The sequence below is a fragment of the Gilliamella sp. wkB112 genome, from assembly GCF_001690685.1.
GTDB classification, from domain to species: domain Bacteria; phylum Pseudomonadota; class Gammaproteobacteria; order Enterobacterales; family Orbaceae; genus Gilliamella; species Gilliamella apicola_J.
On record NZ_LZGL01000017.1, the window covers coordinates 369,935 to 396,241 of the forward strand.

Consider the following 26,307-nt stretch of genomic DNA (forward strand, 5'->3'; position numbering starts at 1 on the left):
ACTGTTTATTAACGTAATTTTAATTGAAAAATCATGCATTCAGCACCACAGCAAAAAGTAAATTTTGCAGATAATTTATAGCCATTATTGACTTGTTCAATGCTACTATTAATTTCACAAGGCTCTGTTTCTACTTCTTTTGCGGCTTGAGTCAATGATGTTAATTTAGCTTGGGCTTCAGATTCAGTTGCAAACACACGCTCATACTCAGCACTACAATCCTCATTGTCAATAATTGTACCCACATCTACACAACAACACGCAGGAGTTTCGTTTGCCTTACATTTATTTATAGAATCTGCCATATTATACCTCTACTTACCGATGGATTTAGACATAGTATACTCTTAAACAGATTTAAGGGCAAAACTCTAAGAGTTGTTAATATTATTTAATTTTAACGCGGTTGTTGGAAGAATTGACTATCGAACAAAAAAAGATATAGAAACCTCTACCATAATGGTAGAGGAGTTTATATTAAAATTGTGGCGCAGACGAACGACCACTTCCTGTTTGGCGACTACTTCGCTTTTTAGGTGTAGATGTTCCAGTTGAATCAGATTTATTACTTCTTCGTCCACGTTTTGTTTCGGAAGAACCAGTTACTAAACTCATTTTCATAGGCTGATTAAGCACTCTTACTTTCTCAAAGTGTTTTAATATATCTTTTGGCATTCCTTTTGGTAACTCTACTGTCGAATAGGTTTCATACAGTTTAATATTACCAATATAACGGCTACTTATATCCGCTTCATTAGCAATAGCACCAACGATATGGCGTACTTCTACACCATTTTCTTTGCCAATTTCAATACGATACATATCCATATCACCAACATCTCGTCGTTCACGTCGTTTTGGTATTTCACGGTTATCACCTCGTAATCGACGTTCACCGCTACGACCATTTTGATCTCGATTTTCTCTAGATGGTTTAAAGACTGGATCCGGAGGAAGAATTAATGAACGTTCTCCTTGGGCTAATTTTAATAAAGCCGTAGCAATAGTTTCAAGATCTGCACCACAACCTGCTTGTATTTGCTCAAGTAATGTTTGATATTGATCTAAATCACTACTTTCAAGTTGCTTTTGTACTTGTTCAGTAAATTTAACTAAACGACGTTTTTCTAATAATTCTTTGGATGGTAATCCCACCTCAGGAATTGGTTTTTTAATTGTTTGTTCAATATTTTTAAGTAAGCGGCGCTCACGACTATCAACAAATAAAATTGCTCTTCCTGCACGGCCAGCGCGACCAGTCCGCCCAATTCGATGCACATAAGATTCGGAATCTAACGTAATATCATAATTAATAACTAAACTAATGCGTTCAACATCTAAACCACGCGCAGCTACATCGGTAGCAATTAAAATATCTAATCGTCCATTACGTAAGCGATCTAATGTTTGTTCTCGTAATTGTTGAGTCATATCACCATTAAGTGCAGCACAACTATAGCCATGTTTTTCTAGAACTTCTGCTACATCTAAAGTAGCTGTTTTGGTACGTACGAAAATAATTGCTGCATCAAAATCCTCTGCCTCAAGAAAACGAATAATCGCTTCATTCTTACGCATACCTCGTACCAACCAATAACTTTGATCAATATCAGGAGCAGTCTGATTAGTAGCCTTAATCTGCACTTCCTTAGGATTGTGCATAAATCGTTTAGTAATACGACGAATTGGTGCTGGCATTGTTGCCGAGAATAATGCTGTCTGATGATCATCTGGAATCGTTGCCATAATGCTTTCAACATCATCAATAAAGCCCATTCTTAACATTTCATCTGCTTCATCAAGTACCAGACCTTTTAAATTAGAAAGATCTAACGTCTTACGATTTAAGTGATCAAGTAAACGACCTGGTGTACCTACTACAATTTGTGGGCCTTGTTTCAAAGCACGAAGTTGTACATCATAACGTTGCCCACCATACAGTGGCAAAACTTTTAGACCTTTCATATATTTTGAATATTCAGCACAGGCATCAGCAACTTGAATAGCAAGTTCTCGGGTAGGTGCTAAAACTAAAAGTTGCGGGGCTTTCAGATTAATATCAATATTCATTAAGAAAGGAATTGAAAATGCGGCAGTTTTTCCACTACCGGTTTGTGCCATTCCTAATACATCACTTCCCGCTAATAATAGTGGAATACATTCTGATTGAATTGGTGATGGTTTATTAAAACCAAGATCACTTAATGCTTTAAGAATTTCCTCAGATAATCCAAGGTCAATAAAAGAAACTTCTGTTGTCATGTAAACTCGCTTATAATTTCTATCTATATAAACTAACTTTTTTAATTGTCATACCATTGACAATAATCCACACTAAACAAGAATTACTAAGCAAGACTTAATAATTTAACTTATTTGATGCATTTCAAATTAAAGAAAGTATATATGAATATAATGCCAGCTCACTAAATTGAAAATTTACAACTCACCCCAATAACTAATTGTCAATGAAAACTCTACCGAAATAACATATATTTTAATTAAACATGAAATTAACTAATAATATTATTTAAGAATGCAATATTGACAAATCAGAACTACGCTATAACAATATTTTCACTTTTAAAACTGACATGACCCTTGTTACTTAGTTTCAAGTAACTTTATTTCGTATAGTGCCTGTTGATGTTCAACAAAGTTATAAATATTATTGGATAAAGCATATTTAAATAACATTTTGGCACGCTCGTTGTCACCTTTATTTAGATAATATTTACCTAAATAAAAGTAGGCTTCACAAAGACGTTCGGCTAATTGCCGATTGTTTTCTACACCTTTTTGAAGGTTTTGCATTAATTTAGATTCATTAATTTTACCTAAATAAAATGCAATGATATCGCTACTATAAATCGTTTTATCAGTCATAAGATCATAACGTTTTTGTAGCATGTTTCCAGCATCTTTATTATCAATTTCTTTTTCAATCAAATAAAGCCATAAAATTCTGATTGGTTCATTTACATCAAATTGATAAAACTGTAGAGCATCACTTTGTGCTGCTTGATAATGTCCTGTGCGGTATGAAGTAATTGCTCGATTCAAATAAGCATAAGCATATGTATGATCTAGTTCTAAAGTCGTATTAAACGACATTAATGCATTATCAAAATCACCGTCTCTTAATGCATAAGTTCCCAAAAAATTGTAAACATCAGGAATTTCTGGATTAAAACTAAGTAATTGAGAAAAATCACTTTGCGCAAAAGCTTTAAACCCTAAAGAGTCATACACTGTACCACGTTCAAAAATTAGTTGCATTCGTGTCACTGTGTCAATATCTCTGCGTGACAACTGCTGACTTAGCTGAGCAATTTTCAATTCATCATCATAAGAAACTTGTTCAGGCACTGCGAGTAAAGGTTGAGAGTTAGAACAACCCGATAAAAGAATAACAGCTAATAAACTGCATACAATCCTCAGGTTGAATAATCTCATTTCGAACTCCCAGTGAATAACATTTTATTCAGTTATAGGTAGAACATCAGTTGTTGGTTCAATAGCATCTTTCATACTTAAACGAATTCGACCTTGGCGATCGATTTCTAATACTTTAACGTTCACTTCTTGTCCAACTTTTAGATAATCAGCAACTTTTTCAACTCGATGATCAGCTATTTGAGAAACATGAACCAGCCCTTCTTTTCCACCAATAATTGCAACAAAAGCGCCAAAATCAACAATTCTTGTCACTTTACCTAAATAAATTTTACCAATTTCTACATCTGCGACTAGATTATTAATACGACTCATGGCATCTTTTGCCTTATTACCATCAGAAGCAGCAATTTTTACGGTACCATCATCAGTAATTTCAATCGTGGTTCCTGTTTCTTCAGTTAATGCTCGAATAGTTGCCCCACCTTTACCTATAATATCACGGATCTTATCTGGATTAACATTCATAGTATAAATGCGTGGTGCAAACTCTGAAATTTCTTTACGTGGTTTATTTATTGCTTGTTCCATGACACCTAAAATATGCAATCGTGCACCTTTAGCTTGATTCAATGCTACTTGCATAATTTCTTTAGTGATACCTTCAATTTTGATATCCATTTGCAAAGCACTTACACCTTCACTGGTACCTGCCACTTTGAAATCCATATCACCAAGATGGTCTTCATCACCTAAAATATCAGATAATACAACAAAATTGTCACCTTCTTTAACCAATCCCATTGCAATTCCTGCAACAGATGATTTAATTGGCACACCTGCATCCATAAGAGCCAAGGAAGCACCACATACAGAAGCCATTGAGGATGAACCATTTGACTCAGTGATTTCTGATACTACTCGAACAGTATATGGGAACTCTTCTGGACTAGGCATTACCGCTGCAACACCACGTTTTGCTAAGCGACCATGACCAATTTCCCGGCGTTTAGGGGAGCCAACCATACCTGTTTCACCGACAGAATAAGGAGGGAAATTATAATGTAATAAGAAACGGTCGGTGTATTCACCAGTTAATTCATCAATTATTTGCGCATCGCGTTCAGTACCTAATGTTGCAGTAACTAATGCTTGCGTTTCACCTCTGGTAAACAATGCACTTCCATGAGTTCTTGGTAATACATTAGTACGAATATCAAGTGCGCGAATCATATCTTTTTCACGTCCATCAATTCGAGGTTCACCTGCAATAACACGTTTACGAACAATTTGACTCTCTAAATCAACTATAATATTGATAATTTCAGTTTCATCAAGTTCTTCATTTTGTGTTTTTAAAGTAGATAATACATCTTCTTTGATTAAATCAATCTGTGCATAACGAGCTTGTTTTTCAGTAATTCGATAAGCTTCACCTATACGGTCTTTAGCCAGTTCAGCCACAGCATTATACAATGCTTCATTCTTTTCCGGTGCGGTCCAATCCCATTTTTGACAATTAGACTTAGCAACAAATTCATTAATATTATCAATCACTATTTGTTGTTGTTGATGACCAAAAACTACTGCTGCAAGCATTTGCTCTTCGCTTAAGAGATCTGCTTCAGATTCAACCATTAATACGGCGCTTTTAGTGCCGGCAACCACTAAGTCCAAACGGCTATTTACCAGTTCTTTTACTGATGGATTTAATACAAATTCATCATTGATAAAACCAACTCTAGCTGCTCCTATCGGGCCATGAAATGGAACTCCCGATAAACATAGTGCTGCTGAAGCACCAATCATTGCAACTATATCAGGACTAACATCTGGGTTAACAGAAACCACAGTTGCAATAATTTGAATTTCATTAACAAACCCTTCAGGGAACAATGGGCGTAATGGGCGATCAATTAAACGCGCAATTAAAGTTTCACCTTCACTTGGACGACCTTCACGTTTAAAAAAACCACCGGGGATACGACCAGCTGCATAACTACGTTCTTGATAATTTACAGTTAAAGGGAAAAAGTCTTGACCTTCTTTGACTTTTTTATTAGCTACAACTGTCACAAATACAGATGTATCATCCATATTTACCATCACTGCAGCAGTAGCTTGACGGGCCATGATACCTGTTTCTAATGTTACAGTATGACGACCATATTGAAATTTTTGATATGTCGGATTAAACAAAATAATGTCCTCTTGCAATTAAATATGCTAAAAGTATTAATTTCGATATAGAATATTTTACATACTCCAAATCAAGAAATTAAACATTCAACAATATGAAAATACTCAACAAAAGATTATTTCACTGTCACGACTAATGACAAATCTATAAATTATAGAGTTCTCATTAGTCGCGCGAAACACGAGAGATAATCCTATATTTTTGTTGATTTACTAAAATTACTAATGCAACTTTTTAGGCCCTGCATTATACCAAAGCCCTATTTTTTCACAACGAAAAAGAGGCCTAAGCCTCTTTTCAAGTAGATTAATAATTAGCGACGTAAACCTAGTCTTTGAATTAATTGGTTATAACGTTCAATATCTTTACGACGTAAATAATCTAATAATTTACGACGACTAGACACCATACGTAATAAACCACGGCGGCTATGGTGATCTTTTTTGTGCTCAGTAAAATGACCTTGTAAATCATTAATACGTGCTGTTAAAAGTGCAACTTGAACTTCAGTTGATCCAGTATCATTAGTTCCACGGCCATACTCAGCAACAATCTTCGCTTTTGCTTCTACAGTTAGAGACATAATAAACCTCTTAAAATTAATTTAAAAAATGGAGTGTCCGATCTCTAATTCAGATACTCCTCAATATCCATACCATATGATATGAATTGTGCGCAATTATACTGAAATTTACTAAAATAGCAATTTGATTTATTACTATCACACTAGATTTACTTGAGTTGAAAACCATACTCTTCTTGAATTAACTTTTTGAGTGCCTCTATATAATTTTGCGCTGACATGCTTAATTGAACTTTTTGTGAAGTAATCCAACCAATCAGTATTTTTTCATCCACATCCAATGGTATAGATAAAATATCTGAGCCATTTAAATCTGTACTTAACACACCTGTACTAATAGTGTAACCATTTAAACCATGTAACAAATTAAATAATGTTGCTCTATCACTAACATGAATACTTTTTTTATGGTAAACGGTACTTAAAATCTCTTCTGAAAAATAAAAAGAATTATATTCACCTTGTTCAAAAGATAAATATGGATAATTTTCTAAATCAATAAGCGTCAAGGACTTCATCGCTGCTAATGGATGATGTGTACTAATAAATACATGTGGATCAGCTTCAAATAATGGATTAAAAGTTAGCTTATGTTCTTTAAGTAATCTTAAGATAACTTTTTGGTTAAAATCAGTAAGGTATAATATTCCAACTTCACTACGTAAATTAGCCACATCAGTAATGATGTCATAAGTTCTTGTTTCTCTGAGTGTAAACTCATATTCATCAGTGTTATTTTTTTTTATCAGATTAACAAAAGCATTAACAGCAAATGCATAATGCTGAGTGGAAATGCTACACAATTGTTTAGAAGGTTCTTTTTTAGAATAGTGTTGCTCTAACAGCTCAGCTTGATCTAAAACTTGTTTGGCATAACCTAAAAATTCAACACCATCGCTAGATAAAGAAACACCTTTAGACGTCCTTACAAAAATTTCTATACCAAATTCAGTTTCAAGATCTTTAACGGCAGTTGAAAGACTTGGTTGGGTAATATATAGATTTTTTGCAGCTTCATTAATTGAACCTGAGCGGGCAATTTCTATAATATAACGTAATTGTTGAAGTTTCATAATACTGTTTAAGTTAGGAATATGAGATTAATTATCTAATAAATTATAAATTCTTCCAATAGAAGTAATAATTACAATTATGCACTTAAAAGAAATTCTCATAAATTAATTTAATGCTCATAATGGTGGAAACGGTAATTAACATTGGTCTAATTAATTTATGCCCTTTAGCAATAACCATTTTAGCACCAAGCCTTGCACCAATAAATTGACCAATTAACATAACCAAACCAATTGACCAAACAACTTCGCCACCAATAATAAAAAAAAGTAAACCAGCAAAATTAGAAGTAAAGTTTAACACTTTAGTATGAGCTGTTGCTTTGGTAAGATTAAAACCAGCAAGAGTAATATAAGCTAAAGCATAAAAAGAACCAGCCCCTGGACCAAAAAAACCATCATAAAAACCTATTGTTAAAGCTGCTACTAAGGCAAATTGAAAAATAGAAAGCCGGCTTTTACGATCTCCTTCCCCAATTGTTGGGGAAAGCAAAAAATATAGCCCAACACTAATTGTTAACACGGGCAGTAGCAACCGTAAAAAATCAGTTTTAATATGCATCACACATATTGTACCTAGTGCAGAACCAATAAAAGCAAAACAAATCGCCCATTTTTGTTGTTTTAAATCAACCATCCGTTGATGAATAAAGTAGAGACTCGCAGAAAAAGATCCACCACAACTTTGGAGTTTATTGGTGGCTAATGCACTAGCTGGAGGTAAACCAACAGCTAGCAATGCAGGGACTGTTAATAAACCACCACCACCAGCGATTGAATCAATAAAACCAGCCAGAGTTGCAACAGCAAAAAGTAAAACTAATAATTCATAATTCATCACTAATTTACATCACCACATTGAGCCCGATAACGAAGATAATGATCCATAAGTACAATTGCCATCATAGCCTCAGCTATTGGTACGGCTCGGATACCTACACAAGGATCGTGCCTTCCATGAGTAGACACCTCGACTGTTTCTCCATAAATATTAATGGATTTACCAGCTTTTTCGATACTTGGTGTTGGTTTAAGAGCAATACTAGCTGAAATAGTTTGACCTGAACTAATACCACCCAAAATACCACCCGCATGATTAGATAAAAAACCCTGTTTAGTCATTTCATCACGGTTTTCACTACCACGTTTATTTATCACCTTAAAACCATCACCTATCTCGACACCTTTTACCGCATTAATACTCATTAATGCATGAGCAAGATCAGCATCTAGTTTATCGAATACTGGTTCACCTAATCCAACAGGAACATTTTCAGCTAGCACACAAACTTTAGCTCCAATTGAATCTCCATCCTTTTTTAGCGATCTTAGTAATTGATCTAGTTCATCTAGTTTACTTTCATCTGCACAGAAAAAAGGATTTCGTTCAACTAATTGCCAATCTTTAAGTTGGCATTCAATATCCCCCATCTGCGCTAAATAACCACGTACAGTTATGCCTAATTTTTCTTGCAAATATTTTTTCGCAATAGCACCAGCAGCAACACGCATAGCTGTTTCACGAGCGGAAGAACGCCCTCCTCCACGATAATCACGAATTCCATATTTTGTTTGATAAGTATAATCAGCATGACTCGGACGGAAAATATCTTTGATTTGGCTATAATCTTGTGAACGCTGATCCGTATTTTCAATTAGTAAACCAATACTAGTACCAGTAGTTAATCCATTAAATACACCTGAAAGTATTTTTACTTGGTCTGCTTCACGGCGCTGGGTGGTATAACGAGACGAACCTGGGCGACGACGATCGAGATCATGTTGCATATCTGTTTCAGCCAAAGCTAGTCCAGGGGGAACTCCGTCGACAATACAACCCAATGCAACACCGTGTGATTCACCAAATGTAGTAACTTTGAATAAGTTTCCGATTGAATTTCCTGACATAATAATTTTATTCCAATTATTGCAAACTAGTTATTCAAAACAATAACGATATTTAATTAATTCTTCACATGTTAAAGAAAAAACTCCGTGTCCACCGTTTTCAAATTGAATCCAATTGAAAGGCACATCAGGATATTGTTCTTGTAAACTGACCCAACTATTACCTACTTCACAAACTAACACTCCATGTGGAGTTAAATAGTTTATCGCATCGAGCAAAATACGTTTTACTATATCTAAACCATCTAAACCCGCTTCAAGAGCTAATTTAGGTTCATATAAAAATTCATCAGGTAAATCACTCATATCTTCATCATCAACATAAGGCGGATTTGACACAATTAAATCATATTGCTTCACTGGCATCGAGTTAAATAAATCTGATAAAATTGGGGTTACCTGATAAGTCATTTCATGCAAATCAATATTGGTTTGAGCGACATCAAGAGCTTCTAAGGAAATATCCGTAATATCAATTTGAGCTTCAGGAAAAGCATAAGCACATGCAATACCAATACAACCGCTTCCGGTACATAAATCTAAAATATTTTTAGGGTTGCAAGATAGTAATTCTTGAAAGTTATCACTAATTAATTCACCGATGGGAGAACGAGGAATTAACACCCTTTCATCAATATAAAAACGATGCCCACAAAACCAAGCCTGATTAGTCAAATAAGGTGTGGGAACTCGATCTACAATACGTTTTTGTATAATATCAAACAACTGCTGTTTTTCGTCATTGGTAAGATTTGCTGCATAAAATTCAGGAGGAATAAATAACGATAAACCTAGTGTTGCTAAAATAAGTTGCTTAGCTTCATCAATCGGATTATCAGTGCCATGTCCTAAATAAATATCTGATTGACACATTCGAGATGTTGTCCAGCGGATAAAGTCCTGAACGGTATTTAAGTTCTCCATAGTAACTCCAAATGATCGCGGAGAGGAAGGTATTATTTATCACTGTCGATAGCTAATTTTGAGACCAATTATTAAAGTAATGTTCAAACTTAACTATTCTTAGCCTTTAAAGGATTTGGCGGTGAGGAAGGGATTCGAACCCTTGATACGTTGCCGTATACACACTTTCCAGGCGTGCTCCTTCAACCACTCGGACACCTCACCTAATTTTTATAACCTGTTCTTACAAACAGGTCGCATACTATAATGATCATAAGATAAATAATCAAGTTTTAATTCATCACAACAATAGCACCAAAGCTAGCTAAAACAACTAATATTGCAGTTACGGTCATTAAAGAATATTTTAGATTTGTACTCATTTTTCTTACCTTCTTCCGAATAATTTCATCATTAATTATTAATACTATTTAACCGAAATATCAAATGACTTAATACCATTATTAGTTCTACGACTTTGAATATTTGGATAATTAGTTGAAAGATCTAAAAGAATTTCAACGGCTTCATCCAGATAAGCATCAGGCTGTTTATAATTTTTAGGTAGATCATCCAATTTGGTAATAGGCGATAAACCTGCTCGGTTTAAACGCTCATTCATTCTTTTCAGTTCCCGATTATCATTTGTTTTTTGTTCTGCATCGCGTATTTTTTTATTCAAAGAAACGATATATTGGCGATCTTTTTTATCATTAAATTGCTTAATATCTTCTTCAATATAGATAAACTCAGGATTTTTGGCAATTCTCGCTAAATGCTGAGAACGTAAATCAGATAACAATGGCTGTACATTGGCCGCAGTAAGGTAATCTGCTGATGGTACTTTATCCCATGGCATAGCATTATCTAAGAAACGCTCACCAGTTTCATCAACATATTTAGTTTTACTCATTTCAATATCAGGTTCTACACCTTTTAGCTGAGTACTACCGCCATTGATACGATAAAATTTTTGAACAGTGTATTGTACTCCACCAAGTTCTGGCCAATTAGGGTGTAATCTCGCATCCACAGGATAAGATATATTACGAGAGGTTTGTACTGTGCCTTTTCCGTAAGTGGTTTCACCAACAATTACTGCTCGTCCATAATCTTGCATAGCGGCTGAAAAGATTTCTGATGCTGATGCACTATAACGATTCACCATAACAACCATAGGGCCAGAAAATTCAATACCTAAGTTTTTATCATCATAAACCGTGACCTTTTGTAAATTATCACGAACTTGAACAACAGGGCCAGCATCAATAAAAAGACCTGTTAAGGCAATAACTTCTGCCAACGAACCACCGCCATTATCACGTAAATCAATCAAAAGACCTTGTACATTTTCTTTATTGGCTTCTAATAGTAAAGAGCTAACTTTTTCGGTCAATCCCATATAAAAACTTGGTATTTCAAGAACGCCGATTTTTCCTCTAGCATTATTGATAATTTTTAATTTGGCTTCACGATCTTCAAAATGAATTTTATCACGTGTGAGTTCGATAATTTTAGATTTACTCTTATTACCAGTTGGTAAGATTTCTAATTTTACAACTGTTCCTTTAGGTCCTCGAATTTTATCGACAATATCATCTAAACGCCAACCAATAACATCTTCAATCGCTGAATTACTTTGTCCCACACCAATAATCTTATCACCTACAGATAATAATTTACTTTTTTCAGCTGGTCCTCCGGTAACAAAAGACATAATTACCGTGTAATCATCTTGCTGGCTAAGTGTCGCCCCAATTCCCTCAAAGGATAAACTCATTTCCGAATCAAAATCACGTTTTTTACGCGGGGCTAAATAGCTAGTATGAGGATCTATTTCCCGAGCAAATGCATTCATGAATACTTGAAAAGCATCTTCATTATTGGATTGTATTATAGTTTTTAAAACACGATTATAGCGTTTGGATAATATATCCCTGATTTCAGTTTCATTTTTTCCAGATAAAGATAAGCTAAGTTCATCAAATTTAACTCTCTTATTCCAATATACATCTAACTCGTTTTCGGTTGTTGGCCAGGCTATATCATCACGCTTAAAGTCGATCTCATCATTTGCTGAGAAATCCATTGGTTGTTTTAAAACTTCAAGGGCATATGTATAGCGATTATAACGTTTCTGCATTGAAAGATTATAAATTTCATAAGCAGTCTGAAGGTTGCCATTAGTTAACTCTTGACCTAATTGCTCTTGTCTATTCCTGAAACTATCTACGTCACTCTGGATAAATAAAGCTTTATTACCATCTAGCAGTTTGAAATAACGATCAAAAATTTTAGCTGAAAATGCACCATCTAAAGCAAAATTACGATAATGTGATTGGGTAAAAAAATTTGTAACCCGTTTAGCAACAACTTGATGGATTTCATCTTGTTTTAATACTGGTAATTGTTCCGTAGTGGGCTGCTTAGCCTGAGCACTTTGATTAACAATACACAATACAAGGCTTAATTTAATAATACCTTTCAGTAATTTATTCATTCAAACCCTCTATCTATTAATGATATGCTCAGGTTTAACCATTAATTCCATACCAGAGCCAACTTTAACTTTAATATGTTCTTTTTCAATATTTATTATTTGTACTTTTAGCAATTTATTACCTAACTGAACTTTAACAAAGTCACCTAATTGTAATGCCTTTACTTTTTTTAATGGAGACCGAGAATTTTTGGTTTTTTCTTTCTCTCTCTGTTTAAACCGTTCTTTAGCTTTTTGCTTGCTATCTTTTAACAGTTGTTGGGCATGTTCCATTTGTTCTTTAGTAATCACATCAGTTGGGTTACCATCTAAATCTACACGATAAAGCCCTTCTTTAATGCTATATAAATAGCGCCAACTTATTGTGTAGGCTCGTAACGCAACTCGCAATTTAGTTTTACTTAACAAATCGTTATTTTCTAAATGCAACAAGATATCTTGAAAAATACCAATTTTTAATGGTTTAGCTTCCCCATCAAGGGTAAAACAATTTGGAAATTGTTGAGCTAAATAAACAATGATCTCTTTACTATTTGTTAACTGACTTTGCATTCGTTTTTCCGTAGCTACTAAATTTTTCTGACGTTAAAGTATATATCAGCTTATACAATAACACTAATTATCTTTTTGCTGTTCATTAATAAAACTAATAAAATCTTTAATACCATTTCGCATTAACCATGCAGCAACTAGAGATTTTTCATCTCCAGTAAGCTGTTCAAAAGCAGTCATCCACAGTTGTAATGGTTCAATCGGCGAAACCATATAAGTTGCACTATCTTCTTCAAAAAATAAAGCCTTTTTCACATCAAAAGGTAAGCTACCAATATAATATTCAACAGCCTTACCCCGCACACCGGTTCGTTTACGGACGGTCCAATTTTCAGCTCGCGCTTTTCGATTAATACCTTGTGTTGTTGAAGGCATCCCAGCAATACTTGATAGCTCTTTCGGTGAGAACCATTCCTTCATTTTAATCATCCCACTCACAAATAACTAGAAAAAGTTATAGAAATTAAAGAAATTTTGATACAATCAATAAGAAACAAAAATTACTAACGATAAAGAACTTACTTGTTCTAATAACTAAAAAGCATAACATAGTTAAACAAGGTTATAAACTAAGAAGGAATAAAAAATGGAAATAAAATCTAATGACTGGCATAAAGCAGACATTATTGCAGCTCTAAAAAAAAGAGGTACAACACTTGCTGAATTATCTCGCCAATCAGGCTTTAGTTCATCAACTCTTAGTAATGCATTAGTTAGACCTTGGACTAAAGGCGAGGTTATTATTGCAAACGCTTTAAATTTACAACCATCTGAAATTTGGCCTAGTCGCTATATTAATTCAAATACTAATCAACCAATTAAAAGAGTATTAAGAAGCAATAAAAAACAGATAAAGCCAAAAATAGAAACAATATAGAAATATGGAAACATAGAAACCGAAATTTAAAAAAGTTTTCATTTTTTTTATGATCTTGTATAAATTATTCTAGTATTTATATTGATAAATAGTATTTTTGCTAAATATTTTACTATCTCACTTAGTCTTGAACGTTCATCAACTTATGTTAAGATTAATGTTTAAATTAATTTATTTTAACCTCCACAGGTAATACAATGAAAATAATCAATAAAATCATGATGACATTATGTTTAATTACAATGTTAACCGCATGTTCACAAACTAATCTTGTAGAACAAGGCACACCATTAAATAAAGAAAAGGTTAGTAAAATAGTAGAAGGCTCAACTACTGAATCACAAATACTTAATCTGTTTGGTGAGCCAACTACTAAAAAAGTAATTAATACAAATGAAACTCAGTGGACTTATACCTACATAAAGAAAAATTCTACTAGTCATATATTAATTGGTGAAACTCAATATAATATTATTGAAGGGACACTAGATATATTAATATCTAAAGGTGTTGTGACATGGTTCAACTATGATGAAAATCACAAACAGAAAAAATGGTAACAATTAACTAATTTACCTTATTAAGGTATTTTAATAGTACCTTAATAAGGTAGTTATATTTTATAAAAACTATGTTTAGTTCTTATAAAATCCCTAATGAAAAACCAATATTACTACTAATTTAGTATCTAATAGATCATAAAGATATTTAATAAGCAAATCAAAATCGCTTATAGATTACCCTGTTACAATTTAAATAAAAGCTAGTTGTAGACAAAATATTACTTTAAGTTATACTCATCAACGAAATTAACCAGACAATCGCTGCTCTGTTGTTGTCCTTTATAAAATGAGGAGACAAACAGAGGGGAGGAAAGTCCGGGCTCCATAGGGCAGAGTGCCAGGTAACACCTGGGGAGTTTTGGCGAGAGCTAAAATTTACGACCAGTGCAACAGAAAGTATACCGCCGATGGCTTATTTTATAAGATCAGGTAAGGGTGAAAGGGTGTGGTAAGAGCGCACCGCGCAATTGGCAACAATTGTGGCATGGTAAACTCCACTCGGAGCAAGGTCAAATAGGGATCCATTGACGTGGCCCGCGTTGGATCCGGGTAGACTGCTTGAGCTAATGCGTGAGTGTTAGCCTAGAGGAATGATTGTCCACGACAGAACCCGGCTTATCGGTTAATTTCATCTATATATAAATTGACGCCTTAAGGCGTCAAATTTTTATATTGATAACTTATTTTTCTAACTTTTAGTATTAACCTTTTTAGTTCTTTTCTTTTTATTAATTGCACGTTTTATTACTAATAAAATTGACGCGGCTAAACCAATTCCTATTAAAATCACAGGGATCATCATAAGGATCAGCATAAATTGTTCTTTGTAAGCTTTAAATAAAGGAGATAAGCCAAAAAGATACCCCAAACCGGTAATAAAGAAAATCCAGAGTGTTGCACTAATCCAATTAAAAATATGAAAACGTCTACTATGTAATCCTGAAAGTCCTGCCATTATTGGCAGTAATGTTCGTACAAAAGCAATGAAACGACCTATAAATAATGCTTGTAAACCATATTTATGAAAAAGCATCTTAGCCTTATCATGGTATCTAACTGGTAAATGAGCTAACCAGCCTTGTACCATCTTGGTATTGCCTAACCATAATCCCTGTATATAGCCTAACCAGGTGCCAACTGCAGCACCAGCTATTAACACTATATTGATTAACCCAAAGTGGAATACATCTTCACTGATAAATACGCCGGTCAAAAATAGTAAACTATCACCTGGTAAAAATGCTGCAGGTAATACACCATTTTCTAACAAAAGAATAACAAACAGCATACTATAGAGGATCCAGACTATGCTAGGATCCTTTAATACAGCCATATCCATACCAAGAAAAGCATGATAAATTGTAAGTATTGTTTCCATCGATTTTAAAATCCCATCAATATAGGTTTATTTGTTAGCAGCTAAATTGTGCCGCCAACGGTTAAATTATTTACTTTTAAAGTCGGTTGCCCCACACCAACAGGAACACTTTGACCAGCTTTACCACAAACACCGACTCCAGAGTCCAATTCTAGATCGTCCCCCACCATTGACACTTGTTGCATAGTTTCAATTCCAGATCCGATTAAGGTGGCACCTTTTACTGGTGTAGTTATTTTACCTTTCTCAATTAAATAAGCCTCAGAGGTAGAAAATACAAATTTACCGGAAGTTATATCTACTTGCCCACCAGCAAAATTAGGTGCATAAAGACCATAATCAACGCTGCTAATGATATCAGCAAAACTTGATGTACCCGCTAACATATAAGTATTAGTCATTCTTGGCATTGGTAAATAAGCATATCCTTCACGACGACCATTACCTGTAGAATAGCAATTCATTAATTTGGCATTTAATTTATCAAACATATAGCCTTTTAAAATACCATTTTCAATAAGTACGGTTTTTTGGCTTTGAGTGCCTTCATCATCAATAGAGATTGAACCACGACGATCTTGAATAGTTCCATCATCAACAATAGTACAAAGTTCAGAGGTCACTTGTTCACCTATTTTACCAGAAAAAACGGAACTATTTTTACGGTTAAAGTCGCCCTCTAATCCATGCCCTACTGCTTCATGTAATAACACTCCCGGCCAACCTGCACCTAACACTACAGGCATAGTTCCTGCTGGTGCCGGTTTAGCTGATAAAGAAACTAATGCCAATCTTACCGCTTCACGGGTATAACTATCAGCATAACTTTCATTGGTTTTGGGTTCGGTAGTTAAAAAATATTCATAACCAAAACGACCACCTCCACCACTACTACCTCGTTCACGTTTACCATCTTGTTCTACTAACACTGAAATAGACAAGCGTACTAATGGCCTAATATCAGCGCACAAAGTGCCATCAGTACCTGCAATTAATATATCTTCGTAACTACCAATTAAACTTGCAGTAACTTCTATAACGCGTGAATCAATCGAACGAGCTAAATGGTCAATCTGCCGTAATAAAGCAATTTTTTGTTCCTGAGTAAAACTATTAATTGGATTAACTGATTGATATATAGAAATAGTTTCAGATGTTTTAAAAGGTGTAATAACTAATGGGATTGTTTGTTTAGTAATTGAGTTAGCAGCTAACGCACTTTGCTCTAAACGAGCCAAAGAAAGCTGATCTGTATAGGCAAATCCTGTTTTTTCGCCAACAATTGCCCGTACACCAACACCTTGATCGCGGTGAAATGATGCATTTTTAATAATACTATCTTCAAGTGACCAACTTTCATAATAGCCAGATAAAAAGTAAAAATCACCAAAGTCAATTTGTCTAGAACTTAATGTATCTAATAAATTAGAAAGATCGTGTTGACTTAGATTGTTTGCATCAAGCAAACGCTCACTCACCTCTGTTATTATCATAGATTCCTTAACTCATAACCTTGTATTAAAAATATTTTATACTGAAACATATAGCTGACCTGAAACATTTTAACAAAGCTTGTTACACTACATTAACACCACATCATACTGTTCTTGAATATACAGTGGTTCTATTTTAACTTCCACACGTTTACCAACGAATACTTCAACTTCGGCAAGGGCATGGGACTCATCAGTGGTTAATGCATTAGCTACCGCAGCTGAGGCATAAACCAAGAAGTATTCTGAACGGTGAGCTTTGTAAATACGTACAATTTCACGTAAAATTTCATTACAAACTGTTTCAACAGATTTAACAATTCCCCGACCTTTACATGCAGGGCACTCTTCACACAGAATATGACCAATACTTTCACGAGTGCGCTTACGCGTCATCTCCACTAAACCTAATCCAGAAAAAGTGTTAATCGTAGTTTTTGCTCGATCTTTTGCTAACCAATCATTCAATGATTGTAGAACCCTTTCTCGATGTAAATCTTCTTGCATATCAATAAAATCAATAATGATTATTCCACCTAAATTGCGCAATCTTAATTGCCTTGCAATAGCAATTGTGGCTTCAATATTAGTATTAAATATCGTTTCTTCTAAATTTCGATGGCCAACAAACGCCCCTGTATTAATATCAATTGTCGTCATCGCTTCAGTTTGGTCAATGATTAAATAACCACCCGATTTCAATTTTACCTTACGATCTAGTGCACGTTGAATCTCATTCTCGGTATCATAGAGATCAAAAATGGGAATATTACCTCGATAATGCGATAATTTACTGGTAACTTCAGGCATGAATTCTTGCGTAAACTCAACCAAAAGATCATAAGTTAATTTTGAATCAACTAAAATCCTTTCAATCGGATCGCCAACAAAATCACGGAGTACACGTTGTGATAATTCTAACTCGCCATAAACAAGATTTTTACTAACAGGGCGAGCCATGCGTTGTTGTATTTTTGCCCACAACCGCTTCAAAAAATTAGCATCTTGTTCTAACTCATAAGCGTGAGCACCTTCGGCAGCTGTTCTAACAATAAATCCACCTTCATCAGTAACATACTGTGCAACAATTTGTTTAAGTCTTTCTCTTTCTTCTTCACTTTCAATTCGTTGTGAAGTTGCCACATGAGCTGAGTTTGGTCCCGGCATTAAAACTAAATAACGTGAAGGTAAAGTTATATCAGTGGTTAATCGAGCCCCTTTAGTTCCTAATGGATCTTTAACTACTTGAACCATTATGTCTTGCCCTTGGCGAACAAGTTCAGAAATATCTTTTACTTGAAATTGTTCCTGCTCAGTATCGGACACACATTCCGTATGAGGCATAATATCGGATGCATGCAAAAAAGCTGCCTTTTCAAGTCCTATATCAACAAATGCGGCCTGCATACCAGGCAAAATCCGAATAATCTTACCTTTGTAGATGTTACCAACAATACCCCGTTTTGATTCACGATCTACATGAATTTCTTGCAATACACCATCTTCAATATATGCTACTCGTGTTTCGGACGGTGTGACATTCATTAATAATTCAACAGACATAAATATTCCTTTTAATTAATTGCACAACTCCGTCTTATTTGTCGTAACAATAGATATATTCCTGTCCATAAAAAACCATCAACACAACTCGACAATAATATAAGTAGTGACATAGTTATTGTATGATAAATACTAATCTGAAATATAAACACTAACAAATTGTAGCATACCGAAACACCAAATAAGATAAACGACTGTTGCCACAATGCTAAATTGCGGATCAATTGAAACTTGAATACAAGCAAATAGGCAATTAAAGAAAAAATAAATGCATGCACACCAAGTATGGTTCCTGTACATAAATCTAAAAGAAAGCCAAAAATAAATGCAGTGCCAATACCGACCCTATGTGGTAAAGCTATTAACCAATAAGCTAAAATTAACATTAGCCAATGAGGTTTAAACATATAATAAGCTGCCGACCACGGTATTATTTGCAAACATAAACCAACTACTAATGTTAGCCATATAATTAAAATTCGGTTACGACCCCTCATGTTTTACTCCTTGATCGCCCCATAGTAATAATAGGTAACGTAATCGTTTTAAATCTGCTGTCGGTGTTGCTGAAATAATAGGAGTTGAATCGCTAATATCCAGTTTAACCGAACTAACAACTGCGACAGGGTATCCTTCAGGGAAACGGCCATCAAGACCTGAGGTAACTAATATATCACCTACTTTTATGTCAACATTATTTGGCAAAAAATCCAAAGTTAAATCATTATTGCAACCATTACCCACCGCTACCATAGAAATATCATTTCTTAAAACTTGTACTGGTATAGCATGCTGATAATCACACACTAAAATCGCACGACTAGTTGTTTGGGCTGTTTCGTAAATCTGCCCAACAATACCTTTTTCATCTACTACTGGTTGCCCAATATAAACACCATCACTTTTACCTTTATTCAAAACAATTTGATAAACATAAGGATCGGTATCGGCTAATAATACTTGAGCTGCCATTTTATGTTCATCATGTCGCAACGGCGAGCCAAGTAATTCTCTCAAACGATTATTTTCATGTCTTAAGTGTTCCAATAATAAAAGATCAGTTTTTTTTTGCAGTAACACTTCATTCAATTTTGTATTTTCATTAACTAACGTATCTCGAGTTTTAGACATTTCATAAAGTTGATCAAATGTAGCTTTTGGTGCATTAGATATATGATAAATTGGCGAAATAATTGTATCTAAATAATAACGGATATCTTTGAAAGGGCGATAATTTACATCTAAAACAATCAAAACTAGGGCCAACAGTAAAGAAATAAATAATTGCACACTTAAAGGCGAACGCTTAGAAAAAAGTAATTTCATTGTTCAATATTTACCTGTTTTAAACTCAAGCTCTAATTAAATGAAAATATGAACCCGTCGTTAATATCGACGGGAAAGATAGTAAGGTTTTAAAATACCAACCACGGAATTAATTGTAACTAAATTAATATTGAGTTGGGTTAAAGTTTACTCTTCACTAAAGAGATCACCACCGTGCATATCAACCATATCTAAAGCTTTTCCTCCACCTCTTGCAACACAGGTAAGTGGATCTTCAGCAACAACTACATGAATACCTGTTTCAGCTGACAATAATTTATCAATATTACGTAATAAAGCACCACCACCAGTTAATACCATGCCATGTTCTGATATATCAGAAGCAAGTTCTGGAGGACATTGCTCTAGCGCAACTTTAACAGCGCTTACAATACCACTTAGTGGTTCTTGTAATGCTTCTAAAATTTCATTTGAATTTAAATTAAAACTACGTGGAACACCTTCAGCTAAATTACGACCACGAACTTCAATTTCAAGAACTTCATCACCAGGATAGGCACTGCCGATCACATGTTTAATTCGCTCAGCCGTAGCTTCACCAATCAATGCGCCATAATTACGACGAACATAATTGATAATTGCTTCATCAAAGCGATCACCACCAATGCGCGCAGATGCAGAATAAACCACACCATTTAGTGATATAACGGCAACTTCTGTTGTCCCACCACCAATATCAACAACCATAGACCCTGTTGGTGCAGAAACTGGCAAATCTGCCCCTATTGCCGCAGCCATTGGCTCTTCAATTAAATATACTTCACGAGCTCCTGCACCTAACGCTGATTCACGAATAGCTCGACGTTCAACTTGAGTTGCACCTACAGGCACACAAACAAGTACCCGTGGACTAGGTCTTAAAAAACTATGACTATGTACTTGGCGTATAAAATATTGCAACATTTTTTCAGTTACAGAAAAGTCAGCAATAACACCATCTTTCATCGGTCTAATTGCAGCAATATTACCAGGTGTACGCCCTAACATTTGTTTCGCAGCATGCCCTACAGCAGCAACACTTTTCGGTGTCCCGGTGCGATCTTGACGAATGGCAACAACTGAAGGCTCATTTAGAACAATACCCTGACCTTTTACATAAATAAGTGTATTAGCTGTACCTAAATCTATCGATAAATCATTAGAAAACAAGCCACGAACTTTTTTGAACATAATAAAAACTCTTCCTAGAATTAATCTTGTTTAAGTCTATTTGACTACTCAGAAGCAGAATATGGAATAAAAACGACTTATTATCAATTTTATTAATTACACCAAATATATGCTATTCAGTGCTTTCATGCCATCATCTACCCCAATAATAATTGAGGGTTCATATTGTATCGCAATTATAAAATAATACCTAGAAAATAGTATAGCAATAGTTTGTAAAGGAGATATATAATGACAAATTGTGTTTAACAGTGTATCCTTCCGCGGTAATGCTTAGTTATAGCCTTATTACCATCTAGAGCAATGCTTTTTGGTATAAAAAGGATGCATTACAATAATTGTTATTTATATCAAACAAACACGGTGTAATTCATGGATATACGCAAAATTAAAAAATTAATTGAGTTAGTTGAAGAATCAGGTATTTCTGAACTTGAAATTTCTGAAGGAGAGGAATCAGTTAGAATCAGTCGTACTGTTCCAACAACAAACTATTCTGCGCCAATACAAAATATTCAAATTCCTCAAGCCGCGCCAGTCGTTGTTGCACCTAACACTTCAACTGAAGTTGTTAGTGAACCTGCAGATCCTGCTACAACATCAGGTAATACCATAAAATCACCAATGGTTGGAACTTTTTATCGTACCCCAAGTCCAGAATCAAAAGCTTTTGTTGAAGTAGGCCAAACTGTAAATGTTGGTGATGTACTTTGCATTGTTGAGGCAATGAAAATGATGAACCAAATCGAATCGGAAAAAGCTGGTACTGTCAAAGCTATTTTAGTTGAAAATGGTCAACCAGTAGAATTTGATCAGCCACTATTCATTATTGAATAATACAAATTTATTTACTTATACGATTAAGAGATTGAATATGCTTGATAAAATTCTTATTGCAAACCGTGGAGAAATAGCTCTACGCATCTTACGAGCATGTAAAGAACTTGGTATTAAAACTGTCGCAGTTCATTCAACGGCAGATAAAGATTTAAAACATGTATTACTAGCTGACGAAACTGTCTGCATCGGTCCGGCAGCTTCAGCTAAAAGTTATCTTAATATTCCTGCGTTAATTTCAGCAGCTGAAGTAACTGGCGCAGCAGCTATTCATCCCGGTTATGGATTTTTATCTGAAAATGCTGATTTTGCGGAACAAGTTGAGCGTTCAGGTTTTATATTTGTTGGTCCAAAACCAGATACTATTCGCTTAATGGGGGATAAAGTTTCAGCTATTCATGCCATGAAAAAAGCTGGTGTTCCTTGTGTCCCTGGTTCTGACGGTCCACTAAGTAATAATATGGAAACCAATAAGCAAATTGCAAAACAAATTGGCTATCCGGTTATTATCAAAGCTTCAGGTGGTGGTGGTGGTCGTGGAATGCGCATTGTTCGTGAAGAGAAAGAGCTAGAACAATCAATTAAAATGACCAAATTAGAAGCTAAAACCGCTTTTAATAATGACATGGTGTATATGGAGAAATTTCTAGAAAACCCACGTCATATTGAAATACAAGTTCTTTCCGATGGGCAAGGTCATGCTGTCTATTTGGGTGAGCGTGATTGTTCAATGCAAAGACGCCACCAAAAAGTTGTTGAAGAAGCGCCAGCTGTGGGTATAACAGCTAAAATGCGTCAATTTATTGGTGAGCGCTGTGTAAATGCATGTATTGAAATCGGTTATCGTGGTGCGGGTACTTTTGAATTTTTATTTGAAAATGGTGAATTTTATTTCATTGAAATGAATACTCGTATTCAAGTAGAACATCCAGTTACAGAAATGATAACTGGTGTAGATCTAATTAGAGAACAAATTTTAATTGCAGCAGGTAAACCGCTGTCAATAAAACAAAGCGATATTCATATTAAAGGTCATGCCATTGAATGTCGAATAAATGCTGAAGATCCAAAAACATTTATGCCTTCTCCTGGTAAAATTACTCGTTTCCATGCACCTGGAGGTTTTGGAATTCGTTGGGAATCCCATATTTATGCAGGTTATGCTGTACCACCTTATTATGACTCAATGATTGGTAAATTAATTGCTTATGGTGAAACTCGAGCTGTTGCAATTGCACGCATGAAAAATGCACTAGCTGAACTTGTTATTGATGGTATTAAAACCAACATTGAACTTCATATTGAAATAATGAATGATAAAAATTTCCAAAAGGGTGGCACTAATATTCACTATTTGGAAAAGAAATTAGGCATTTATGAGTAATCAAATAATTTCTTTTATTATGGATTAATAAGATATTTAACTCTCAATAAAATATGGATAAAGAAGAAATGAAAAACTGGAAAAAAAGTGCTGAAGAAATTTTAACTATGGGCCCAGTGGTTCCTGTTATTGTAATTGAACGCTTAGAAGATGCTGTTCCATTAGCTAAAGCTCTTATCGCTGGTGGAGTTAAAGTTTTAGAAGTTACATTAAGAACTGCATGTGCACTAGATGCCATCAAGAAAATCATAAAAGAAGTTCCTGAAGCCGTTGTAGGAGCTGGTACTGTGACTACTGTTGAACAATTAAAACAAGTCACCGAAGCTGGCGTAGAATTTATAATTACTCCAGGCATTACTGATGGAATTTTAAAAGCAGCTGTTGAAGGTTCGGTACCTGTTATTCCAGGTATTGCGACTATTTCTGAACTATTAACTGCTCAAGAATACGGTTTAACCGCATTAAAATTCTTTCCTGCAGAAATAAATGGTGGCGTAGCCGCATTAAAAGCCTTTGCCGGTCCTTGTGGCTATATGAAGTTTTGCCCAACGGGTGGTGTAAACTCTAAAAATTACCGCGATTATTTAGCATTAAATAATGTACTTTGTGTAGGTGGTACTTGGTTTATCCCAACTGATGCTATTGCTAAAGGTGACTTTGCCAAAATCACTCAAATGGCTAAAGAAGCAGTTGCTGGCGCACAATAAGAATTAATACCGCTGAGAAGTATCAGCGGTATAATAGATTATCAATGCTGTAAATTCCCATTAGTTACGTAATCCCTTGCCTTTCTCTATTAGCTGCCAAGCTAACAAATAAAGCACTGAAACGAATAAAATTAACATCGAAAATGTTACCCATAATGACACATCACTAATACCTAAAAATCCATAACGAAATCCATTAATCATGTACACAATAGGATTAAGTTTAGATATCCACTGCCAAATATCTGGTAACATAGATATTGAATAAAATACCCCACCTAAATAAGTTAAAGGTGTCAAAACAAAGGTTGGTATAATACTAATATCGTCAAAACTTTTGGCAAAAACTGCATTAAGTAAGCCCGCTAATGAAAATAAAATGGAAGTTAATAATAGAGTACAAATAACAAAAAACCATGAGTGAACTTGATAGCTAACAAAAAGTAAGGATACTACAGTAACTAAAATTCCTGTTAAAATTCCTCTCATAACACCACCGCCAACATATCCCCAAATAATAATATGTGTTGGCACTGGCGCAACCAATAACTCTTCAATATTATGCTGAAATTTTGCACTAAAAAACGATGAACAAACATTAGTATAAGAGTTAGTTATCACCGACATCATAATCAGTCCCGGCACAATGAATGCCATATAACTAAAGCCCCCCATATTCCCAACTCGTGAACCGATTAAATTTCCAAAAATAATAAAATACAGTGACATGGTAATAACAGGTGGAATCAAAGTTTGAATCCATATCCTTAAAAATCGCGTAACTTCCTTACGCCAAATACTTTTTAAGGCTATCCAGTATAAATTATTCATGAAATTCCCCTTTTCCTTGACTGTCATCATGCAAAAGACTTACAAATAACTCTTCTAATCGATTAGCTTTATTACGCATACTAATTACTTTAATTTGTTGCTGATTAAGTTGTTCAAATAAATAATTTAATCCCAACTGTTTATCAATTTTTACTTCTAATTCACCGGGTTCAATTTCAGAAAAACAATAATCGTTTAATACAACTGGAGTTGGAGTGGGTAAATAGTCGATAATAATTGTTTCTGATTGACTATTAGCTAACAAATCTCGCATAGACGAATTAGCAATTAATGCACCATGTTGAATAATACCAATATGGCGACAAAGCATTTCCGCTTCTTCTAAATAATGTGTTGTAAGAATTATAGTTATACCTTGTTGGTTAATTTTACGCAGGAAATCCCACATTGACCGACGGAGCTCAATATCGACTCCTGCAGTAGGTTCATCAAGAATCAATAACTTAGGTTCGTGGACTAAAGCTCTGGCTATCATTAAACGCCTTTTCATGCCACCAGACAACATACCGGCTCGACTATGACGCTTATCCCACAAATCTAATATTTTTAGATATTTCTCCGCTCGCTCTAAAGCTAACTTACGCGGCAAACCATAATAACCACCTTGATTAGCCACTATTTGTATCACTTCTTCAAACTGATTAAAATTAAATTCTTGTGGCACAAGCCCTAATTGCCTTTTAGCATTTACTACATCAGTATCTAAATCATAACCGAAAATTTTCACTTGACCTGAAGTTTTAGTAACTAAAGAACTAATAATACCAATTGTAGTGGATTTACCTGCACCATTTGGCCCTAACAAAGCATAAAAATCGCCAGCTTGAACTGTCAAATTGATACCTTTTAATGCTTGTACACCATTTTTATAAACTTTTTTGAGCGCGACTAATTCTAACGCTGGAGTGACTAACATAAATTTATCCTAAATGAATAATTTGCTAATAATTTTTGAGTTCGTTTTTTAATAAATTTACCAATATAGTCAATCTAATCTATTGTTGTAAAGGTATTTTTAGTA

The 26,307-nt window shown here is 34.7% G+C and carries 26 protein-coding genes, 1 tRNA gene and 1 other RNA gene; 6 read left to right on the plus strand and 22 right to left on the minus strand.

Going from position 1 to position 26,307, the window contains the following annotated elements; all coding sequences use genetic code 11:
• Positions 1 to 8: 8 nt before the first annotated feature.
• From A9G12_RS08365 to A9G12_RS08425, 14 genes are all read right to left on the minus strand, one after another.
• Positions 9 to 305: a YfcZ/YiiS family protein gene (locus A9G12_RS08365; protein WP_081299706.1), complete on the minus strand. Its 297-nt coding sequence runs from the start codon at positions 303 to 305 to the stop codon at positions 9 to 11.
• Between the two features lie 172 nt (positions 306 to 477).
• On the minus strand, positions 478 to 2,262 hold the full coding sequence (locus A9G12_RS08370; protein WP_081299707.1) for a DEAD/DEAH family ATP-dependent RNA helicase: 1,785 nt from the start codon (positions 2,260 to 2,262) through the stop codon (positions 478 to 480).
• Positions 2,263 to 2,604: 342 nt separating this feature from the next.
• Entirely contained in the window at positions 2,605 to 3,456 is an 852-nt protein-coding gene (gene nlpI, locus A9G12_RS08375) for a lipoprotein NlpI (protein ID WP_065565380.1), read from the minus strand.
• A 24-nt stretch (positions 3,457 to 3,480) separates the two neighbouring features.
• A complete protein-coding gene (pnp, locus tag A9G12_RS08380) occupies positions 3,481 to 5,595 on the minus strand; it encodes a polyribonucleotide nucleotidyltransferase (protein WP_065565381.1) in 2,115 nt (704 codons plus the stop codon).
• A 314-nt stretch (positions 5,596 to 5,909) separates the two neighbouring features.
• Positions 5,910 to 6,179, minus strand: coding sequence for a 30S ribosomal protein S15 (gene rpsO, locus A9G12_RS08385; protein WP_065556292.1), 270 nt, complete (start codon positions 6,177 to 6,179; stop codon positions 5,910 to 5,912).
• A 149-nt stretch (positions 6,180 to 6,328) separates the two neighbouring features.
• Positions 6,329 to 7,252 (minus strand): LysR family transcriptional regulator, encoded by a 924-nt coding sequence (locus A9G12_RS08390; protein WP_065565382.1) that lies wholly within the window; start codon positions 7,250 to 7,252, stop codon positions 6,329 to 6,331.
• An 85-nt stretch (positions 7,253 to 7,337) separates the two neighbouring features.
• Positions 7,338 to 8,090, minus strand: a complete 753-nt coding sequence (locus A9G12_RS08395; protein WP_065565383.1) for a TSUP family transporter — start codon at positions 8,088 to 8,090, stop codon at positions 7,338 to 7,340.
• 2 nt (positions 8,091 to 8,092) lie between these two features.
• Positions 8,093 to 9,160 (minus strand): chorismate synthase, encoded by a 1,068-nt coding sequence (aroC, locus tag A9G12_RS08400; RefSeq protein ID WP_065565384.1) that lies wholly within the window; start codon positions 9,158 to 9,160, stop codon positions 8,093 to 8,095.
• Positions 9,161 to 9,190: 30 nt separating this feature from the next.
• Entirely contained in the window at positions 9,191 to 10,084 is an 894-nt protein-coding gene (prmB, locus tag A9G12_RS08405) for a 50S ribosomal protein L3 N(5)-glutamine methyltransferase (protein WP_065565385.1), read from the minus strand.
• A 116-nt stretch (positions 10,085 to 10,200) separates the two neighbouring features.
• A tRNA-Ser gene (locus A9G12_RS08410) sits at positions 10,201 to 10,288 on the minus strand.
• A gap of 68 nt (positions 10,289 to 10,356) precedes the next feature.
• Positions 10,357 to 10,446: a cytochrome bd-I oxidase subunit CydH gene (cydH, locus tag A9G12_RS12210; protein ID WP_141674130.1), complete on the minus strand. Its 90-nt coding sequence runs from the start codon at positions 10,444 to 10,446 to the stop codon at positions 10,357 to 10,359.
• Positions 10,447 to 10,490: 44 nt separating this feature from the next.
• A complete protein-coding gene (gene prc, locus A9G12_RS08415; protein WP_065565386.1) occupies positions 10,491 to 12,563 on the minus strand; it encodes a carboxy terminal-processing peptidase in 2,073 nt (690 codons plus the stop codon).
• A gap of 9 nt (positions 12,564 to 12,572) precedes the next feature.
• Positions 12,573 to 13,115: an RNA chaperone ProQ gene (gene proQ / locus A9G12_RS08420; RefSeq protein WP_065565387.1), complete on the minus strand. Its 543-nt coding sequence runs from the start codon at positions 13,113 to 13,115 to the stop codon at positions 12,573 to 12,575.
• Positions 13,116 to 13,178: 63 nt separating this feature from the next.
• Entirely contained in the window at positions 13,179 to 13,535 is a 357-nt protein-coding gene (locus A9G12_RS08425) for a DNA-binding protein (protein ID WP_065565388.1), read from the minus strand.
• A 166-nt stretch (positions 13,536 to 13,701) separates the two neighbouring features.
• On the opposite strand from A9G12_RS08425, the gene A9G12_RS08430 reads away from it, so the two are divergent.
• The 3 genes from A9G12_RS08430 (at position 13,702) to rnpB (ending at position 15,189) form a co-directional block, all read left to right on the plus strand.
• Complete coding sequence (locus A9G12_RS08430; RefSeq protein ID WP_065565389.1) at positions 13,702 to 13,992, plus strand: helix-turn-helix domain-containing protein; 291 nt, start codon at positions 13,702 to 13,704, stop codon at positions 13,990 to 13,992.
• A gap of 197 nt (positions 13,993 to 14,189) precedes the next feature.
• On the plus strand, positions 14,190 to 14,552 hold the full coding sequence (gene bamE / locus A9G12_RS08435; protein WP_065565390.1) for an outer membrane protein assembly factor BamE domain-containing protein: 363 nt from the start codon (positions 14,190 to 14,192) through the stop codon (positions 14,550 to 14,552).
• A 245-nt stretch (positions 14,553 to 14,797) separates the two neighbouring features.
• Positions 14,798 to 15,189: RNase P RNA component class A (gene rnpB, locus A9G12_RS08440), an RNA gene on the plus strand.
• 54 nt (positions 15,190 to 15,243) lie between these two features.
• Here rnpB and A9G12_RS08445 read toward each other — a convergent pair.
• From A9G12_RS08445 to A9G12_RS08470, 6 genes are all read right to left on the minus strand, one after another.
• Positions 15,244 to 15,933: a DedA family protein gene (locus A9G12_RS08445; RefSeq protein WP_065565391.1), complete on the minus strand. Its 690-nt coding sequence runs from the start codon at positions 15,931 to 15,933 to the stop codon at positions 15,244 to 15,246.
• 41 nt (positions 15,934 to 15,974) lie between these two features.
• Entirely contained in the window at positions 15,975 to 17,426 is a 1,452-nt protein-coding gene (gene tldD, locus A9G12_RS08450; RefSeq protein WP_065565392.1) for a metalloprotease TldD, read from the minus strand.
• A gap of 87 nt (positions 17,427 to 17,513) precedes the next feature.
• The gene (rng, locus tag A9G12_RS08455) at positions 17,514 to 18,989 is read right to left on the minus strand and encodes a ribonuclease G (RefSeq protein WP_065565393.1); all 1,476 of its coding nucleotides are present in this window, start codon (positions 18,987 to 18,989) and stop codon (positions 17,514 to 17,516) included.
• Positions 18,990 to 19,000: 11 nt separating this feature from the next.
• A complete protein-coding gene (gene mreD / locus A9G12_RS08460) occupies positions 19,001 to 19,486 on the minus strand; it encodes a rod shape-determining protein MreD (protein WP_065565394.1) in 486 nt (161 codons plus the stop codon).
• Positions 19,473 to 20,315, minus strand: coding sequence for a rod shape-determining protein MreC (gene mreC / locus A9G12_RS08465; protein ID WP_065565395.1), 843 nt, complete (start codon positions 20,313 to 20,315; stop codon positions 19,473 to 19,475). The genes mreD and mreC overlap by 14 nt, the downstream gene beginning before the upstream one ends.
• A gap of 147 nt (positions 20,316 to 20,462) precedes the next feature.
• Positions 20,463 to 21,506, minus strand: a complete 1,044-nt coding sequence (locus A9G12_RS08470) for a rod shape-determining protein (protein WP_065556307.1) — start codon at positions 21,504 to 21,506, stop codon at positions 20,463 to 20,465.
• A 372-nt stretch (positions 21,507 to 21,878) separates the two neighbouring features.
• On the opposite strand from A9G12_RS08470, the gene accB reads away from it, so the two are divergent.
• From accB to A9G12_RS08485, 3 genes are all read left to right on the plus strand, one after another.
• Positions 21,879 to 22,343, plus strand: coding sequence for an acetyl-CoA carboxylase biotin carboxyl carrier protein (gene accB / locus A9G12_RS08475; protein WP_065565396.1), 465 nt, complete (start codon positions 21,879 to 21,881; stop codon positions 22,341 to 22,343).
• A 37-nt stretch (positions 22,344 to 22,380) separates the two neighbouring features.
• Positions 22,381 to 23,727, plus strand: a complete 1,347-nt coding sequence (accC, locus tag A9G12_RS08480; RefSeq protein WP_065565397.1) for an acetyl-CoA carboxylase biotin carboxylase subunit — start codon at positions 22,381 to 22,383, stop codon at positions 23,725 to 23,727.
• Positions 23,728 to 23,795: 68 nt separating this feature from the next.
• Positions 23,796 to 24,434: a bifunctional 4-hydroxy-2-oxoglutarate aldolase/2-dehydro-3-deoxy-phosphogluconate aldolase gene (locus tag A9G12_RS08485; RefSeq protein WP_065565610.1), complete on the plus strand. Its 639-nt coding sequence runs from the start codon at positions 23,796 to 23,798 to the stop codon at positions 24,432 to 24,434.
• Positions 24,435 to 24,494: 60 nt separating this feature from the next.
• Here the strand turns inward: A9G12_RS08485 and A9G12_RS08490 are convergent, their stop codons facing one another.
• Entirely contained in the window at positions 24,495 to 25,265 is a 771-nt protein-coding gene (locus A9G12_RS08490) for an ABC transporter permease (RefSeq protein WP_065565398.1), read from the minus strand.
• Positions 25,258 to 26,202, minus strand: a complete 945-nt coding sequence (locus tag A9G12_RS08495; protein WP_065565399.1) for an ABC transporter ATP-binding protein — start codon at positions 26,200 to 26,202, stop codon at positions 25,258 to 25,260. Before A9G12_RS08495 ends, A9G12_RS08490 begins: the two co-directional genes overlap by 8 nt.
• Positions 26,203 to 26,307 lie beyond the last annotated feature (105 nt).